Source organism: Erwinia aphidicola (genome assembly GCF_014773485.1).
Classification (GTDB): domain Bacteria; phylum Pseudomonadota; class Gammaproteobacteria; order Enterobacterales; family Enterobacteriaceae; genus Erwinia; species Erwinia aphidicola.
Genome location: NZ_JACXBP010000003.1, coordinates 156,707 through 174,342 on the forward strand (window position 1 = coordinate 156,707; position 17,636 = coordinate 174,342).

The following is a 17,636-nucleotide window of genomic DNA, read 5'->3' on the forward strand; positions in this document are numbered from 1 at the left end:
GGAAAAATCCTCTGGCAGTAGAAGCCCTTGTTTACGCAGGGTCCGGCAATCGGTTACCATCTAAACCCCTTTTTCAACAGGTATGAGCTAAGTCTCACTATGACTCAAGTCGCGAAAAAAATTTTGGTAACGTGCGCACTGCCGTACGCTAACGGCTCCATCCATCTCGGCCACATGCTCGAGCATATCCAGGCAGATATTTGGGTCCGATACCAGCGAATGCGCGGCAATCAGGTTTACTTCATCTGTGCCGATGACGCACACGGTACGCCAATCATGCTGAAAGCTCAGCAGATGGGTATTGCGCCGGAGCAGATGATTGCCGAGATGAGTCAGGAACATCAGACCGACTTTGCCGGTTTCGAAATCAGCTATGACAACTACCACTCGACGCACAGCGAAGAGAACCGTGAGCTGTCTGAGCTGATCTATACTCGTCTGAAAGAGAATGGTTTTATTAAGAACCGTACCATCTCTCAGCTCTACGATCCGGAAAAAGGCATGTTCCTGCCGGACCGTTTTGTTAAAGGCACCTGCCCGAAATGTAAATCTCCGGATCAGTACGGCGACAACTGTGAAGTGTGCTCGGCCACGTACAGCCCGACCGAACTGATCGACCCGAAATCGGTGGTTTCTGGCGCCACGCCGGTGATGCGTGACTCTGAGCACTTCTTCTTTGACCTGCCTGAGTTCAGCGCCATGCTGCAGGCGTGGACGCGCTCCGGCGCGCTGCAGGAGCAGGTGGCGAATAAGATGCAGGAGTGGTTTGAATCCGGCCTGCAGCAGTGGGATATCTCGCGCGATGCCCCCTACTTCGGCTTCGAAATTCCCGGTGCGCCGGGCAAATACTTCTACGTCTGGCTGGATGCCCCCATCGGTTACATGGGCTCGTTCAAGAACCTGTGTGATAAGCGTGGCGACATCAACTTTGACGACTTCTGGAAGAAAGATTCGGACGCCGAGCTGTACCACTTCATCGGCAAGGACATCGTCTACTTCCACAGCCTGTTCTGGCCAGCGATGCTGGAAGGCAGCAATTTCCGCAAGCCTACCAACCTGTTTGTGCACGGCTATGTCACGGTCAACGGCGCGAAAATGTCTAAATCGCGCGGCACCTTTATTAAGGCCAGCACCTGGTTGCAGCACCTGGATGCCGACAGCCTGCGCTACTACTACGCGGCCAAGCTCTCTTCGCGTATCGACGATATCGACCTCAATCTGGAAGATTACGTGCAGCGCGTCAATGCGGACATCGTAAACAAGGTGGTGAACCTGGCCTCGCGCAATGCCGGTTTCATCAACAAACGCTTTGGCGGCCAGCTGTCTGCTGAACTGGCCGACCCGGCGCTGTACAAAACCTTTACTGATGCCGCTGAGAGCATTGGCGAAGCCTGGACCAGCCGTGAATTTGGCCGTGCCATCCGCGAAATCATGGCGCTGGCCGACGTAGCCAACCGCTATGTTGACGAGCAGGCTCCGTGGGTAGTGGCGAAGCAGGAAGGCCGCGATGCCGATCTACAGGCGATCTGTTCAATGGGCATCAATATGTTCCGCGTGCTGATGACCTGGCTGAAGCCGGTGATGCCTTCGCTGGCCGAGCGCACCGAAGCCTTCCTGAATCAGGAACTGAGCTGGAACGGCATTCAGCAGCCGCTGCTGAGCCACAACATTTCGGCGTTCAAGGCGCTGTATAACCGCGTTGAAATGGACAAGGTTAACGGCCTGATTGAAGCCTCGAAAGAAGATGCCGCGGCGGCAAAAGCACCGGCTAGCGGCCCGCTGGCGGACGACCCGATCGCTGAAACCATCAGCTTTGACGACTTCGCCAAAGTTGATATGCGTATCGCGCTGATTGAGAATGCCGAGTTCGTTGAAGGTTCTGACAAGCTGCTGCGCCTGTCGCTGGATCTCGGCGGCGAGAAGCGCAACGTGTTTTCCGGCATCCGCGCCGCCTATCCTGACCCTGCGCTGCTGGTCGGCCGCCTGACGGTGATGGTAGCGAACCTGGCGCCGCGTAAAATGCGCTTTGGCATCTCGGAAGGAATGGTGATGGCAGCCGGTCCTGGCGGGAAGGATATCTTCCTGCTCAGCCCTGACAGCGGCGCACAGCCAGGCCAGGCGGTTAAGTAACTTCGTAGGGGCGGGGCATGCCCCGCCCGGGTCAGGCATGCCTGACCCCTACGGCGATTGTCGTTCAATCCTGGGGCCGACCATGCGCAACGTTCCGCTTGTTTTATGGCAATACCTCCGCGCCTTATTCATAATCTACCTCTGTCTTTTTGCCGGTCGCGGCATTGAAACCCTGCTGCCCGTCGCCATCCCCGGTAGCATTCTCGGTATGCTGCTGCTGTTTGCCCTGCTCGCTTCACAGCTGCTGCCCGTTCACTGGGTGAAACCCGGCTGTCATCTGCTGATCCGCTATATGGCGCTGCTGTTCGTGCCGATCAGCGTCGGCGTGATGAACGATATGGATATTCTCACCGCCCAGTTTGCCCCAATTGTGCTCTCCTGCATTGTCAGCACCCTGATTGTACTGGTGACCGTCGGCCTGATTTCGCAGCGCCTCAACGATCGCCACATCCAGCGGGCGGGAGGCGAAAATGAGTGATATCTGGTGGTCGCTACCGCTGACCATTGCGGTGTTCTTCGCGGCGCGAAGGCTGGCGGCAAAAGTGAAAGTGTCGATCGTCAATCCGCTGCTGATCGCCATGGCGGTGATTATTCCGCTACTTTTGCTGCTGCAGCTGCCCTATACGCGCTACTTTCAGGGCAGCAAGCTGCTCAATGACCTGCTGCAACCGGCCGTGGTAGCGCTGGCGCTGCCGCTGTATGAGCAGATGCATCAGATCCGCGCACGCTGGAAATCGATTATCAGCGTATGCTTTATCGGTAGCCTGACGGCGATGATCTCCGGCACCGCGATTGCGCTGTGGCTGGGCGCAACGCCGCAGATCGCCGCTACCCTGCTGCCGAAATCGGTCACCACGCCGATTGCGATGGCAGTCTCCGGCACGCTGGGCGGCATCCCGGCGATCAGCGCCATCTGCGTGCTGCTGGCCGGGGTGCTCGGCGCGGTGTTCGGCCATATGCTGCTGAACCTGCTGAAGGTGCGCAGTAAAGCGGCGCGCGGGCTGGCGATTGGTAATGCATCACACGCTCTTGGCACCGCTCGCGCTGCTGAAGTGGACTATCAGGAGGGCGCATTCAGTTCGCTGGCGCTGGTACTGTGCGGGATTATCACTTCCCTGCTGGCGCCGTTTATTTTCCCGCTGCTGATGGCGCTGTGGGGGTAAAACTTGCGATAAGTCTCGCAATTTGTTGATCGTTTTCATGTATTGCATTGATAGAGCGATTCAGATCACATATAAATGGCTGCCGGCCCGCTAGCACGGGCGGCTTTTTGCGAGAGGCTTACTATGCACCCACGTTATCAGCAGGCATTTGCCACGCTGCCTACCCTGTTACAGAGCGCTTTGCAGCCGATATTATCCGCTGACGACTTTGCCGGATTTATCACTGCCAGCCAGGCACACCAGTTAAAACAGCACTGCGGTTACAGTGACAGCGAGCTGGCCTTTGCCCTGCTGCCGCTGGCGGCGGCCTGCGCCGTGGCCACCCTGTCTGATTTTAAAGTGGGGGCGATTGCCCGCGGAGCCAGCGGCACGCTGTGGTTTGGTGCCAATATGGAATTTGCCGGGGCCACCATGCAGCAGACGGTGCATGCCGAGCAGAGCGCGGTCACCCATGCCTGGATGCGCGGGGAAAGCGCGCTGGCCTCGATAACCGTCAACTACACGCCGTGCGGCCACTGCCGTCAGTTTATGAACGAGCTGAACAGCGGAACGCAGCTGACGATTGAACTGCCCGGCCGCGCTGCCGCAACGCTGGGCCACTATCTGCCTGACTCTTTCGGCCCGCGTGACCTGGCGATCACCACCCTGCTGATGGATGCCGTCGACCACGGCATCGTCCCTTCGGGTGATACGCTGGAGCAGGCCGCCCTGAATGCCGCCAACCGCAGCCATGCCCCTTACAGCCAGGCTTACAGCGGCGTGGCGCTGGAGACGGCTGAGGGGGGTATCTTCGCCGGAAGCTACGCGGAAAATGCCGCCTTTAACCCTGGCCTGCCGCCGTTGCAGGGGGCACTGAACCTGCTGAACCTGGCAGGGCACAGCCTGAATACCATCCAGCGTGCAGTACTGGCTGAATCCCCGCAGGCGAAGCTGAGCCAGCAGAATGCCACCGCCGCCACCCTGGCTGCCCTCGGCTGCGGTAATCTCAACGTCGTTGCTCTGGTTAAAGCGTAACAAAGCCTCTGTTCGTCGAGGAGGATCGCAGCTTTTGTTATTACTTGTTAACAAAAGCTGTACTTTCAGATGAATTATTTTAGGATTGGCGCCACGACACTTCCGATCCTGACACCTGACAGAGTATTAATTGCATGGAACTCGAATACGAAAGTAAACGACCGCTGTATATCCCTTATGCCGGCCCTATCCTGCTGGAATTTCCCCTTCTGAACAAAGGCAGTGCGTTCTCCATTGAAGAGCGTAATGACTTCAACCTGAATGGTCTGCTGCCAGAAACGGTGGAAACCATTGAGGAGCAGGCTGAGCGTGCATGGCGCCAGTTCCAGGACTTTAAAAACGATAACGATAAGCACGTCTACCTGCGCAATATTCAGGACACTAACGAAACGCTGTTCTACCGCCTGCTGGACAATCATCTGGAAAAGATGATGCCAATTATTTACACCCCGACCGTGGGCGCGGCCTGTGAGCACTTCTCCGAAATCTACCGCCGCGCGCGCGGCCTGTTTATCTCCTACCCGAACCGCTCCAGCATTGAAGACATGCTGCAAAACGCCACCAAGCAAAACGTAAAGGTGATCGTGGTCACCGACGGCGAGCGCATTCTTGGCCTGGGCGACCAGGGCATCGGCGGCATGGGCATTCCTATCGGTAAGCTGTCGCTGTACACCGCCTGTGGCGGCATCAGCCCGGCGTATACCCTGCCGGTGGTGCTGGATGTCGGCACCAACAATCAGCAGCTGCTGAACGACCCGCTGTATATGGGATGGCGCCATCCGCGCATCATCGGCGAAGAGTATGACGCGTTCGTCAACGAGTTCATCAACGCCGTCAAGAGCCGCTGGCCGAACGTGCTGCTGCAGTTTGAGGACTTCGCGCAGAAGAATGCCATGCCGCTGCTGGAGCGCTATCGCGACGAAGTGTGCTGCTTTAACGATGATATCCAGGGCACCGCAGCGGTGACGCTGGGTACGCTGATCGCCGCCAGCCGCGCCGCGGGCAGCAGGCTGTGCGAGCAGAAGGTGGTGTTCCTTGGTGCCGGTTCCGCGGGTTGCGGCATCGCCGAGCAGATCGTCGCGCAGATGAAGTCTGAAGGGCTCAGCGACGAAGAGGCGCGCGGGCGCGTATTTATGGTCGACCGCTTTGGCCTGCTGACCGACAAACTGCCAAATCTGCTTAACTTCCAGAGCAAGCTGGTGCAGAAGAGCGACGGCCTGAGCGGCTGGGACAGCAGCAGCGATTCGCTGTCGCTGCTCGACGTGGTGCGTAACGCGCAGCCAAGTATTATGATCGGTGTTTCCGGCCAGCCGGGCCTGTTCAGCGAAGAGATCGTGCGCGAGATGCATAAGCACTGCGCACGCCCGATCATTATGCCGCTGTCGAACCCGACTTCACGCGTGGAAGCAACGCCGCAGGATATTATGGCGTGGACCGACGGCAATGCGCTGGTCGCCACCGGCAGCCCGTTCTCCCCGGTGAGCTGGAAGGATAAAACCTATCCTATCGCACAGTGCAATAACTCCTATATCTTCCCGGGTATTGGGCTTGGCGTGATTGCCTCTGGCGCGACCCGCGTCACTGACAGCATGCTGATGGCGGCCAGCCGCGCGCTGGCCGACTGTTCCCCGCTGGCGAACGAGGGCAGCGGCCCGGTGCTGCCTGAAGTGAAGGACATTCAGGGCGTGTCGAAAGTGATCGCAATGGCGGTCGGTAAAGCCGCACAGCTGGCCGGCGTTGCCGTGGTGACTTCTGAAGATGTACTGTCGAAAGCCATCGCCGCCAACTTCTGGCTGCCGCAGTATCGTAATTACCGCCGCACCTCAATTTGATCGTCTAACCCCTCACTTGATAGCCGGGTGCAGCATTGCGCCCGGTTATTTGTGCGAAATCCCGCCATCCGACGCACTGTCACTTGCTTCACTCCCCTGCCTCAAGTAGCCTTGAATTCTCTTTTGATTGCCAACCCGAGCGCCGTCCAGCATGTTGAAACGCCTGATTTATGGTCTGATTATCATCGTCGCCCTGATGGTGATGGCCGCGCTTGGCCTGGACCGCTGGATCAGCTGGAAAACGGCACCCTATATATATGACGATCTGAAAACGCTGCCGCACCGTCAGGTTGGCGTGGTCCTGGGCACCGCGAAATATTATCGCACCGGGGTAATCAATCAGTATTATCTCTACCGCATGCAGGGCGCGTTGAACGCCTACAACAGCGGCAAGGTGAACTATCTGCTGCTGAGCGGGGATAACGCCTTACAGAGCTACAACGAGCCCATGACCATGCGCCGCGACCTGATCGCCGCAGGCGTTGAACCATCCGATATCGTGCTGGACTATGCCGGTTTCCGCACCCTCGATTCGATTGTGCGCACGCGTAAGGTCTTTGATACCAACGACTTTATTATCATCACCCAGCGCTTCCACTGCGAGCGTGCGCTGTTTATCGCCCTCCATATGGGCATTCAGGCGCAGTGCTATGCGGTGCCATCACCCAAGAATATGCTGAGCGTGCGTATGCGTGAAGTCGGCGCCCGCCTCGGCGCGCTGGCGGACCTGTACCTGATGAAGCGTGAACCGCGCTTCCTCGGACCGCTGGTGCCGATCCCCGCCGTACACGAAGTGCCGGAAGATGCGCAGAGCTACCCGGCGGTGACGCCAGAGCAGCTGCTGGAGATTCAGCAGAAGAGATAGGACTTAAGCGTTAAATCCACTGTGCGAGTTATCAGCCTATTTCCGAAATAAAAAGGGCCGACCCAAAAAGCGGTCGGCCCCTACGCGATCTTCTGCCACTTGTAGGGGTTGACCTTCTTTTTCGGTCAACCCGTCAGCTCAGGAGAATTACTTCTTACGTGCGTACTTAAGCGAATCCAGCGCCACGGCGAAGATGATGATGCCGCCCTTAATAATGTACTGCCAGTAAGGGTTAACGCCGATATAGGTCAGGCCGTAGTTGATCACCGTAAAGATGATAACCCCGGTTACCACGCCCGCTACCGTACCCACACCACCGGCAAACGACACGCCGCCGACCACGCAAGCCGCAATCGCATCCAGCTCATACATAAAGCCGAGGTTGTTGGTAGCAGAACCGATGCGCCCGGCTTCCAGCATGCCGCCGAAGGCGTAGAACACGCCGGACAGCGCGTACACCAGAATCAGGTTGTACGGTACGTTAACGCCAGAGACTTTCGCCGCTTCCGGGTTACCGCCGATAGCGAAGATGTTTTTACCAAAGCGCGTTTTGTTCCACAGGATCCACACCAGGAAGATGGCGATAATCGCGTAGAAGGTTATGTAAGAGAGCTTGAAGTCACCAAAGCGCAGGAAGCCCTGAGCAAAGGTTGAAAACTTCTCGTCAAAGCCCGCCACCGGCGAAGCACCCACAAAGTCGTAATACAGTGAGTTAATACCATAAACGATAATCATGGTGCCCAGCGTGGTGATAAACGGTGTCACCTTCAGGTAGGCAATAATCAGGCCGTTAACCAGGCCAATCACCGCACCAATGGCGCAGACAATCGCAATCACCGCCGCAATCGGCAGAGTTTCCAGGTGCGGGAACACCTTGTTAGCATTGTCCATCGCCTGCAGCAGCGTTGCTGCCACCACCGCTGCAAGGCCAACCTGACGCCCTGCTGACAGGTCCGTGCCCTGAGTAACAATCAGCCCGGCCACACCGAGTGCGATAATCACGCGCACGGAAGACTGAGTCAGAATATTACTCAGATTCATTAAGCTTAAGAATGTTGGATCCTGGATAATAATGATCGCCAGCAATACCAGCAGCACCACATAAATCCCGCCCTCTTTTAAAAAGGTGAGCGCACTTTTCTTATTCACTGCATTCATAGTAACAGCCCTTACATCATTAAAGGTGCAACGATGCCAAACGCAATATTTCGTTTTGCGTAGTCGTTTTTGTTTCGACAATGCCTGCAACCAGGCCATTACTCATTACCAGAATCCTGTCGGTAATCCCTAACAACTCTGGCATTTCAGAAGAGATAATAATAATCCCCTTATCCTTCTTCGCCAGCTCTGAAATCAACTGATAGATTTCAAATTTCGCCCCCACGTCAATACCGCGCGTAGGTTCATCGAGCATCAATATTTCCGGCTGGGTTAATAACCAGCGGCCGATAATGACCTTTTGCTGGTTACCACCGGATAAAGAACCGATGGACGTGTGGTGCCCCGGTGTTTTCACCCGCATGGAGTCAATCACCCACTGGGTATCGCTCTTCATGCGGCTGTTATCCAGCAGGCCAATACTGTTTTTATATTTCTTAATATTGGAGATCAGTGAATTGAAACCGATATCCAGGTACGCATAAATTCCGGTTGAGCGGCGCTCTTCGGTCACCAGGGCAAAACCATGGTTGATCGCTTCATTGGCACTGTGGTTATTGATCGCTTTACCGTGCAGGCGAATAGTACCGCCGGACTTCTCGCGAATACCAAACAGCGTTTCCACGATATCGGTTCGTTTCGCCCCAACCAGGCCCGCAATGCCGAGGATCTCACCTTTACGCAGGTCAAAGGAGATATCACGGATCGACGGCTGGCGCAGCGATGTCAGGTTGCGCACCTCAAGAATGGTTTCCCCCGGCACGTTGGCTTTATCCGGGAAACGCTGATTGAGCGAGCGCCCAACCATCATTGAGATGATCTTATCCATATCCAGCCCTTCCAGCGACTGAGTGGCAATCCACTGGCCGTCGCGCAGGATGGTGATTTCGTCACACAGCTGGAAAATCTCTTCCATCTTGTGCGAGATATAGATAATGCCGCAGCCGCGATCTTTCAGCTTACGAATAATGGTGAACAGATGGTTCACTTCTTTTTCGGTCAGCGATGACGTTGGCTCATCCATAATGACAATTTTGGCATTATAGGAGAACGCTTTCGCGATTTCGATCATCTGCATCTGGGATACAGAGAGATTAATCACCTTGTCGCGCGGATCGATATCAATATCCAGCTCGTCGAAAATGGCTTTGGTATCGCGATACATTTTATCCTGATCGACGAAAAAGCCTTTTCTCGGATAACGCCCGAGCCACATATTGTCCATAACGGTACGTTGCAGAACGAGGTTTAATTCCTGATGCACCATTGAAACGCCATTTTCCAGCGCTTCTTTAGAGCTTTTGTAATTAACTTCCTCACCCTGAAAAAGAATGCTCCCCGTATCTTTACTGTAAATGCCAAACAGGCATTTTAATAGCGTCGATTTCCCCGCGCCATTCTCCCCCATCAAGGCGTGAATAGAGTGTGGACGGACTTTTAAATTTACATTATCGAGCGCTTTAACACCGGGGAATGACTTACTGACATCAGTCATTTCCAGCAAATATTCGCGCTGTGTTTGCACGTTATCACTGCCCATATGTCTACCTGGATGAGTGGTGTAGAGTCAGGTCACCCTGACTCAACGCCTGAATACGGGCGCCGCAGCGCCCGCATCAGGTGATACTTATTTGACGAACTGAGACAGATTCTCTTTATCGACTGGAACATAGGCAACGCGAACCACTTTGCCGTCCAGCTTATAGTTGGTGCCTTCGGTAGCAGGTTTACCCGCTGCCAGGTTTTTCGCCATATCGAAGGTGGCTTTAGCCTGGTTTTCAGCATCATTCAGCACAGTACCGGCCATTGCACCGGATTTCACCATCGCCAGCGCTTCTGGCAGCGCATCTACACCGAACACCGGTACAGAAGATTTGTTGTGGGCTTTCAGCGCTTCTACCGCACCCATTGCCATTGCATCGTTGTTAGCGATAACCACTTCGATTTTGTTACCGTTCGGGCCGGACAGCCAGGCGTCCATTTTGTCTTTCGCCTGAGCGGTATCCCACATCGCGGTATCCATATGCAGCTGCTGAGTTTTCAGGCCATCTTTATTCAGCGTCTCGATCACATACTTGGTACGCGCTTCAGCATCCGGGTGGCCCGGCTCGCCTTTCAGCAGCACGAACTGGATCTGACCATCTTTGTTCAGGTCCCATGCCGCGTTCGCTTTCCACTGCTTCTCGATCAGTTCGCCCTGCTTCACGCCAGACTCTTTGGAGTCAGTCCCGACGTAATAGGCTTTGTCATAGCTGGCCAGTGCTTTTGCCGATGGCTCTTTGTTGAAGAACACCACCGGGATATCGTTAGCTTTCGCTTTGCTAATCACCACCGCAGCCGCAGCCGGGTCAACCAGGTTGATGGCCATCGCCTTAACGCCCTTAGCAACCATAACGTCGACCTGGTCGTTCTGGGTAGACTGGCTGTTCTGCGAGTCATTCATCAACAGCTGAACGTCCGGGCTGTTTTTGGCTTCTTTCTCGATATCCTTACGCACCACCGACATAAAGTTGTCGTCATACTTATAAATAGTTACGCCGATACGGGTGTCAGCAGCATGAGCAGTGGCGCCAAACAGCATGGTGGCCACCAGGGCGCTGAGAGTGAAAACCTTCTTATTCATGGTATCTCCGGTTTTTGTAGGGTAGTACTCAACGCCGCGTGTCGGCTATCAGTACAACACGCAGCATCCAGTTGGTGGCGGCGCGGCGATAGTGTTAAATCGATGTTGCGCACAGCCGACGTTCTAAAACATCAAACCCGACTTCCCTGTACGGAAATGCTTTCCAGTTACTGTGTGTGAAAATGTTTCACAGGGCAGTAAGAAGAGAGCTATCAGGGGCGCTCTCGCCGTTACATAATGTTTCAAACCCTGCAGGACGCTGCCATCATAGAGAAGGCCCTGTTAATTAACTGTGAATTTACTCACAGATTGGAAACGGTTACATCCCAGATTCGCCTGAGTTAGTGACGGCCGCCACATTTTGCCGCACGGCCACCGAATGGCGACGCACAAGAGTAGGCATAAAGCAGTGCTCAGCACTGCTATCCAGCTCGCCAGCTGCCCCTTTTAACGCCAGTTCGGTGGCCAGTTTTGCCATGGAAACAATCGGATAGCGCACGGTGCTCAGCTGCGGGTCGGTGTAACGCGAAATAGGAATATCATCGAAGCCCACCACTGAAAGCTGCTGCGGCACCGCAATGCCGTTGTCTTTCAGCGCGGCTAAAGCTCCGGCGGCCATGCTGTCGTTATAGGCGAAGACGGCGGTCAGATGCAGATTACGCCCCAGCAGCTCCACCATCGCCGCTTCCCCGCCCTGTAAGTCGGGTTCGCCGCTGGCGCACCAGCTGTCGACCGGAACAATCCCCTGCTCTGTCAGCGCCTGCGACCAGCCCTCACGGCGCTGATCGTTATCTTCGATGGGGTGGGCAGAACCCAGGTAGCCAATGCGCTGATGACCATGCTGTTGCAGCATACGCATCGCCATCAGCGCCCCGCTAACGTTATCGAGGCAGACGCAGCGGTGAGCAAAACCGGGGATAATCCGGTTGACCAGAACCATGCCCGGCACCTGCTGCATCAGGGACCCCAGCTCGGCATCGCACAACGCTTTTGCATGGACGATCAGGGCGTTACAGCGCTGACGGATAAGCACTTCAATCGCGTGGCGCTCTTTATCCGCCTGATGATAGGAGTTGTTGATAAGGACATGCTTGTGCAGACGCTGGGCCACGGTATCCACCGCTTTGACCAGCGCGCCAAAGAAGGGATCGGAAACGTCCATCACGACAACACCGATGGTGTCGCTAACCTGGGTGGCCAGCGCCTGCGCGTTGGCGTTGGGCCGGTAGCCCAGCCGTTCCACGGTTTTCAGCACCGTATCCCGCGTGTCGCCCGTGACCGATGCGCTGTTGTTGAGCACGCGCGACACGGTCGCTACCGACACGCCCGCTTCACGTGCCACATCACGAATAGTAATCATGAGCGATTACCGCTGAAGTATAAGTTTTGCATAACCCTTCCTGACAGACGCATTCTGGCGTCTATTCTGTCAGTGTGCAGCGGGGGGCTACGTGAATTCCGTCACAGCGCTGAAAACGGTTACATACAAATTTGTAACCTTTGTGATGCATGTCATCTTCCGTCGAGGGACTTATCTTCGATTTTCGTTCCAGAGCGGGTTAAACGCCGCCATAACCACTCCATCGGTCCCTGGCGGAAAACGCGCAGCCACAGGGTGGAAAACAACAGGTTAATCAGCCAGATCGCCGGCACCAGCATCAATAACTGCAGGCGGTCCAGCTGATTAAACAGCGCAAAGTGGTTAAATAGCGTGGTGCAGATCAGCGTCTGTAACAGGTAGTTACTCAGCGCCATCCGTCCTACGGCGGTAATGCCGTGCGTGATGCGAAAACGCTGTAACTGCGGCCAGAAACCGAAGCATAACGCGGCATAGCCCAGCGCCTGCAGCGGCGCACTGATTTCACGCGGCACCTGCAGGAAGAAGCCGGACCAGCGGAAATCCCACTGCGTTACCCACTGCATGACGATCGACGGCAGCTCAATCGCCAGGCCTGCGGTGATGAGGATCAGTCCGCTGCGACGATAGTGCTGCAAGCTGTAGGTGCCCTGCAGCCAGCCGCTGCGCATCAGCGCGGCGCCCAGCATCATCAGCCCCGCCAGCTGCCAGCCATACTGCGCCGCCAGCGCCATCAGCGCCGAACCCAGCATATCAAGACGATTAAACGCCGCTTCCCCACCGCCCTGAGTCCGCCAGAAGGTTTCATACTGCACCTCGGCCGCACCCGGCAGCCAGGAGCTGTTAGGCGTGGGTCCGGACGCCAACCCGAGCACCACCAGCACCGCGCTACCGATCAGGTAAAGCATCACGCCGGTGTTAAACAGCTGCCGCGTACCCGGCACGTCGCGGATCATGCGCCACGCAATTAACCCCACCAGCCCATAGGCCAGCAGGATATCGCCCTCCCACAGCAGCAGCGCATGCAGTAAACCGAAGATCACCAGCCACGACAGGCGCGACTGGATCCAGCGCTTGCCGCGTGGCAGCAGCAGTTGCAGCCCGGCACCGAACAGAATGGCAAACAGCGTGAGGAATTTCGCCTGCGCCAGCAGATCCATGCTCGCCCATACCCAGAAATCGCTGGCGGACGGTAGCCCCTGCCAGGCAGGATTAAGATAGGCGGCCTTCGGCAGGCCAAAGGCGGTGATATTCAGCAGCAGGATGCCGAGGATCGCCATCCCACGCACAAAATCCAGCGGAACAATACGCGGCATAAAAGGTTCCACATCAGGGATGCTGAGACCATTACGGGCGGACCGATAAACAGGGGTCCGCCCCTGAGAGGGATAATCAGTTAACGGTGGCGTACGGAGCGCAGAAACTCCTGGCGAGTGTTCTGGCTCGATTTGAACAGCCCACCCAGTGAAGTGGTGGTGGTGGCGCTGGTAGCATCACGAATGCCGCGTGCTTTCACGCAATAGTGAACGGCATCGATCGATACGGCCACATTATTGGTGCCGAGCAGCGTTTGCAGCGCCAGCAGGATCTGCTGCGTCAATCGTTCCTGCACCTGCGGGCGCGAGGAGAAGAACTGCACGATGCGGTTGATTTTCGACAGGCCAATCACCTTATCTTTCGGAATATACGCCACGGTCGCCTGGCCATCGATAATCACAAAATGGTGTTCGCAGGTGCTGGTCAGCGTGATATCACGCACCGTTACCATCTCGTCCACTTTCATTTTGTTTTCAATCAGGGTGATTTTCGGGAAGTTGGCGTAATCCAGGCCGGAAAACACTTCATTAACGTACATTTTGGCGATGCGCTGCGGGGTTTCCGCCAGGCTGTCATCTTCGAGATCGAGATTGAGCAGCTGCATGATCTCGGTCATATGACCGGCGATCAGCGCTTTACGCGTGTCATCATCCATGTCGCGCACGGGTGAACGCAGCGGGGTTTCCAGACCACGGGCAAGCAGTGCTTCGTGAACGAGTGTGGCTTCCTGACTCAACGTCGCCATGATTTTCTTTCTCCGGCAGGTGTGACTTGCCAGGATAAACAGTCCTGGCGAAAATTCTGAGGCGCTATTTTGGTACACATTGCCGGTGTAATCCAGTGAATCAGAGCAATTGACGATGAAACTGCTTCATTCAGCCATCGCGTCACGCTGCCACACCAGCAGGCCGGCGATCAGCAGCGCTACGCCTGCCACATACAGCGCCGGTTCCAGCCGGTGCGTTAACGCGGTGGAGGCAGCCGACAGCAGCGGCCCGACCAACTGCCCTACCGCATAGCCGGTGGTAAGCAGCCCGGCGAGATAGCGCGTATGCTGCGGTGCCAGTTCACGCGCGTACTGCAGCGACAGCTGCACCACGCAGAGGAAGCCGCCGCCGACCAGTGCGGCCCCCAGCGCCAGCCCGCCCAGTCCGGGCAGCAGATCGGAGGCAAATACGCCCAACGCCTGCACCCACAGCACCAGCGCCAGGCGGCGGTTACTGCTGCCCAGATGACGCGTAAGGATGCCAATCACAATGCCGATCACCGCTGCCCCACCAAATACCGGCCAGACAAACTGGCTGATCAGGCCGGGGAAGCGGGTGGTCGCCATCTGGGCCAGAAAGGTGGCGGGCAGAATGTAACCAAACCCGGCCAGGCTGTAGCTCCACACCAGCCGCTTCAGGCCCGTCGTCAGGCGCAGCGGCTCCGGCGCAATATCCGGGCGATGAAGCTGACCGGTGCGTGGCAGCGTGCGGGCGATCAGCGCCACCAGAATCAGCGCCAGCACGCCGTAAGCGGCCCACGCCCAGGCCGCAGAAACCTGTAGGCTGTGCAGCCCGACCGCCAGCATGCCGCTGATAAAAATCCCGGTGCCGGGGCCGGCAAAAACGGCGGCGCTGAGGCCCGGGCGCTGGTAGCGGTGCAGCTGCTCGTTGCTCCAGGCGGCGATCAGCACCATCCCCCAGCCGCTGGCCCAGCCGATCAGGAAGCGTACCACGCCGTGCAGCCACGGCCCGGAGACGCAGGCCGACAGCAGCGTCAGCAGCACGGCGCCCCAGATGCCGGCCTGTAAGCGCCACTCTACCCGGCGCGTGGCGCGCATGGCGTCAAACGAGCCGCACAAATATCCCAGATAGTTTAAGGCCGCCACCACCGCCGCGCTGGTCAGCGACAGCTGATGTTCGGCTATCATTAATGGCACCTGCGGCGTAAAGGCAAAACGCCCAATCCCCATTGCTACTACCAGCGCCAGAAAGGCGCTAAACGCGACGCGCACAGCCATTTTTACCTCAGATTCTGCTTTTCAGTTGCCACCAGCATGGGGGATGAGTAAACTCACGAAAAGTGAATAATAGTAATCAAGTTACTTACAATAAGAGAATACATGGATCTGACCCAGCTAAAAATGTTCTGTGCCGTGGCCGAAAGCGGATCGGTGGTGCGCGCGGCGGAGCAGCTTCATCGCGTCCCGTCCAACCTCACCACTCGCCTGCGCCAGCTGGAAGAAGAGCTGGGCACCGAGCTGTTTATCCGCGAAAAACAGCGCCTGCGCCTGTCGCCGATGGGGCATAATTTTCTCTGCTATGCCCAGCGCATTCTGGCGCTGAGCGAGGAAGCGCTCAATATGGCGAAAGGCGGCGAACCAGCGGGTAATTTCGCGCTCGGTTCGATGGAAAGCACCGCCGCCACTCGCCTGCCCACCCTGTTGGCCGAGTTTCATCAGCGCTATCCGGCCGTATCGCTGGCGCTGAGTACCGGCACTTCCGGCGATATTATTGAGCGCGTGCGCGCCGGTACGCTGGCCGCCGCGCTCGTCGACGGCCCAATTAACGTTGATGAGCTGAACAGCTGTAAAGCGTTTCCTGAGCAGATGGTGTTGATCTCAAGCACCGAGCATGCCCTGATAACCCAGCCGGCTGACGCCGCAGGCTGTACATTGTTTGGCTTTCGTCCCAGCTGCTCCTATCGCGTGCGCTTTGAGAACTGGTTCCGCGCCGCCGGGGTACAGCCCGGCAACGTGATGGAGATCCAGTCCTATCATGCCATGCTGGCCTGCGTGGCCAGCGGTGGCGGCCTGGCACTGTTACCCGCCGCCGTGCTGGAGCAGATGCCCGGTCGCGAGCGCGTGCGCCAGCACCCCATCCCCGCTGAATTACGTGATACCGACACCTGGCTGGTGTGGCGTCGCGATGCTTTCACCCCCAACGTGGAAGCGCTGAAGTACCTGATTATTGAACAATTTGACGAGAAGTCCAGCGATTAGCGGCGCTTTTCCTCAACCCTGGTTACGCTTAACTCTCTCCACGACTGACAGGAAAAAAATATATGCAGATGATTAAAACACGCGCCGCCGTAGCCTGGGCCGCCGGTGAGCCGCTGAAGATTGAAGAAGTGGATCTGATGCCGCCGCAAAAAGGCGAAGTGCTGGTACGCATCGTCGCCACCGGCGTATGCCACACCGATGCCTACACCCTTTCTGGCAAAGATCCGGAAGGCGTGTTCCCGGCGATCCTCGGCCATGAAGGCGGCGGCGTGGTGGAAGCCATCGGTGAAGGCGTGACCAGCGTCGCGGTTGGCGACCACGTTATCCCGCTTTACACTCCGGAATGCGGCAAATGTAAATTCTGCCTGTCCGGTAAAACTAACCTGTGCCAGGCAATCCGCACCACCCAGGGCAAGGGCTTGATGCCGGACGGCACCACCCGCTTCTTTAAAGACGGCCAGCCGATCTTCCACTATATGGGTACCTCTACCTTCTCTGAGTACACCGTGGTGCCAGAAATCTCGCTGGCGGTGGTCAGTAAAGAAGCGCCGCTGGAAGAAGTGTGCCTGCTGGGCTGTGGCGTGACCACCGGCATGGGCGCGGTAATGAACACCGCGAAAGTGAAGGAAGGCGATACCGTGGCGATCTTCGGCCTGGGCGGCATCGGTCTGTCGGCGATTATCGGCGCTAAAATGGCCAAGGCTGGGCGCATTATTGGTATCGATATCAACACCAGCAAATACGACCTGGCGCGCAAGCTCGGTGCCACTGACCTGATCAACCCGAAAGATTTCGATAAGCCGATTCAGGACGTGATTGTCGAAATGACCGACGGCGGCGTCGACTTCTCCTTTGAATGTATTGGCAACGTCAACGTGATGCGTTCCGCACTGGAGTGCTGCCACAAGGGCTGGGGCGAGTCAGTGATTATCGGCGTGGCCGGTGCAGGCGAAGAGATCGCTACCCGTCCATTCCAGCTGGTGACCGGACGCGTATGGCGCGGTTCCGCCTTTGGTGGCGTGAAGGGCCGTTCGCAGCTGCCGGGCATTGTTGAGCGTTACATGAACGGTGAGTTCCAGCTTAACGACTTTATTACCCACACCATGCCGCTGGAAGAGATTAACGAAGCGTTTGACCTGATGCACGAAGGCAAATCCATTCGCTCTGTGATTCATTTCAACAAAAAATAAG

At 56.7% G+C, this 17,636-nt stretch carries 15 protein-coding genes; 8 read left to right on the plus strand and 7 right to left on the minus strand.

What is annotated here, in order from left to right; all coding sequences use genetic code 11:
* The first annotated feature begins 48 nt into the window (after positions 1-48).
* The 6 genes from metG (at position 49) to sanA (ending at position 7,004) form a co-directional block, all read left to right on the plus strand.
* Positions 49-2,130, plus strand: a complete 2,082-nt coding sequence (metG, locus tag ID864_RS08090) for a methionine--tRNA ligase (protein ID WP_288497992.1) — start codon at positions 49-51, stop codon at positions 2,128-2,130.
* Positions 2,131-2,212: 82 nt separating this feature from the next.
* Positions 2,213-2,608, plus strand: a complete 396-nt coding sequence (locus tag ID864_RS08095; protein WP_191149700.1) for a CidA/LrgA family protein — start codon at positions 2,213-2,215, stop codon at positions 2,606-2,608.
* Positions 2,601-3,293 carry a CidB/LrgB family autolysis modulator gene (locus tag ID864_RS08100; protein WP_048915538.1) on the plus strand — a complete coding sequence of 231 codons (693 nt, stop codon included), beginning with the start codon at positions 2,601-2,603 and terminating at the stop codon, positions 3,291-3,293. Before ID864_RS08095 ends, ID864_RS08100 begins: the two co-directional genes overlap by 8 nt.
* 123 nt (positions 3,294-3,416) lie before the next feature.
* Positions 3,417-4,307: a cytidine deaminase gene (gene cdd, locus ID864_RS08105; protein WP_191149701.1), complete on the plus strand. Its 891-nt coding sequence runs from the start codon at positions 3,417-3,419 to the stop codon at positions 4,305-4,307.
* Positions 4,308-4,441: 134 nt separating this feature from the next.
* A complete protein-coding gene (locus ID864_RS08110) occupies positions 4,442-6,139 on the plus strand; it encodes an NAD-dependent malic enzyme (RefSeq protein WP_191149702.1) in 1,698 nt (565 codons plus the stop codon).
* Between the two features lie 151 nt (positions 6,140-6,290).
* Complete coding sequence (sanA, locus tag ID864_RS08115) at positions 6,291-7,004, plus strand: outer membrane permeability protein SanA (RefSeq protein WP_048915535.1); 714 nt, start codon at positions 6,291-6,293, stop codon at positions 7,002-7,004.
* A 147-nt stretch (positions 7,005-7,151) separates the two neighbouring features.
* Here the strand turns inward: sanA and mglC are convergent, their stop codons facing one another.
* The 7 genes from mglC to ID864_RS08150 form a co-directional block, all read right to left on the minus strand.
* Positions 7,152-8,162, minus strand: a complete 1,011-nt coding sequence (gene mglC, locus ID864_RS08120; RefSeq protein WP_048915534.1) for a galactose/methyl galactoside ABC transporter permease MglC — start codon at positions 8,160-8,162, stop codon at positions 7,152-7,154.
* Positions 8,163-8,181: 19 nt separating this feature from the next.
* A complete protein-coding gene (mglA, locus tag ID864_RS08125; RefSeq protein WP_048915533.1) occupies positions 8,182-9,702 on the minus strand; it encodes a galactose/methyl galactoside ABC transporter ATP-binding protein MglA in 1,521 nt (506 codons plus the stop codon).
* An 87-nt stretch (positions 9,703-9,789) separates the two neighbouring features.
* Positions 9,790-10,785: a galactose/glucose ABC transporter substrate-binding protein MglB gene (gene mglB, locus ID864_RS08130; RefSeq protein ID WP_048915532.1), complete on the minus strand. Its 996-nt coding sequence runs from the start codon at positions 10,783-10,785 to the stop codon at positions 9,790-9,792.
* Between the two features lie 319 nt (positions 10,786-11,104).
* Positions 11,105-12,145 (minus strand): HTH-type transcriptional regulator GalS, encoded by a 1,041-nt coding sequence (gene galS, locus ID864_RS08135; protein WP_048915531.1) that lies wholly within the window; start codon positions 12,143-12,145, stop codon positions 11,105-11,107.
* 152 nt (positions 12,146-12,297) lie between these two features.
* Entirely contained in the window at positions 12,298-13,458 is a 1,161-nt protein-coding gene (gene yeiB, locus ID864_RS08140; protein WP_048915530.1) for a DUF418 domain-containing protein YeiB, read from the minus strand.
* A gap of 80 nt (positions 13,459-13,538) precedes the next feature.
* Positions 13,539-14,204 (minus strand): GTP cyclohydrolase I FolE, encoded by a 666-nt coding sequence (gene folE, locus ID864_RS08145; RefSeq protein ID WP_048915529.1) that lies wholly within the window; start codon positions 14,202-14,204, stop codon positions 13,539-13,541.
* A gap of 126 nt (positions 14,205-14,330) precedes the next feature.
* A complete protein-coding gene (locus ID864_RS08150) occupies positions 14,331-15,464 on the minus strand; it encodes a YbfB/YjiJ family MFS transporter (RefSeq protein ID WP_062818167.1) in 1,134 nt (377 codons plus the stop codon).
* A 102-nt stretch (positions 15,465-15,566) separates the two neighbouring features.
* On the opposite strand from ID864_RS08150, the gene ptrR reads away from it, so the two are divergent.
* Positions 15,567-16,445, plus strand: coding sequence for a putrescine utilization regulator PtrR (gene ptrR, locus ID864_RS08155; RefSeq protein WP_048915528.1), 879 nt, complete (start codon positions 15,567-15,569; stop codon positions 16,443-16,445).
* 62 nt (positions 16,446-16,507) lie between these two features.
* Entirely contained in the window at positions 16,508-17,635 is a 1,128-nt protein-coding gene (locus ID864_RS08160; RefSeq protein WP_048915527.1) for an S-(hydroxymethyl)glutathione dehydrogenase/class III alcohol dehydrogenase, read from the plus strand.
* Position 17,636 lies beyond the last annotated feature (1 nt).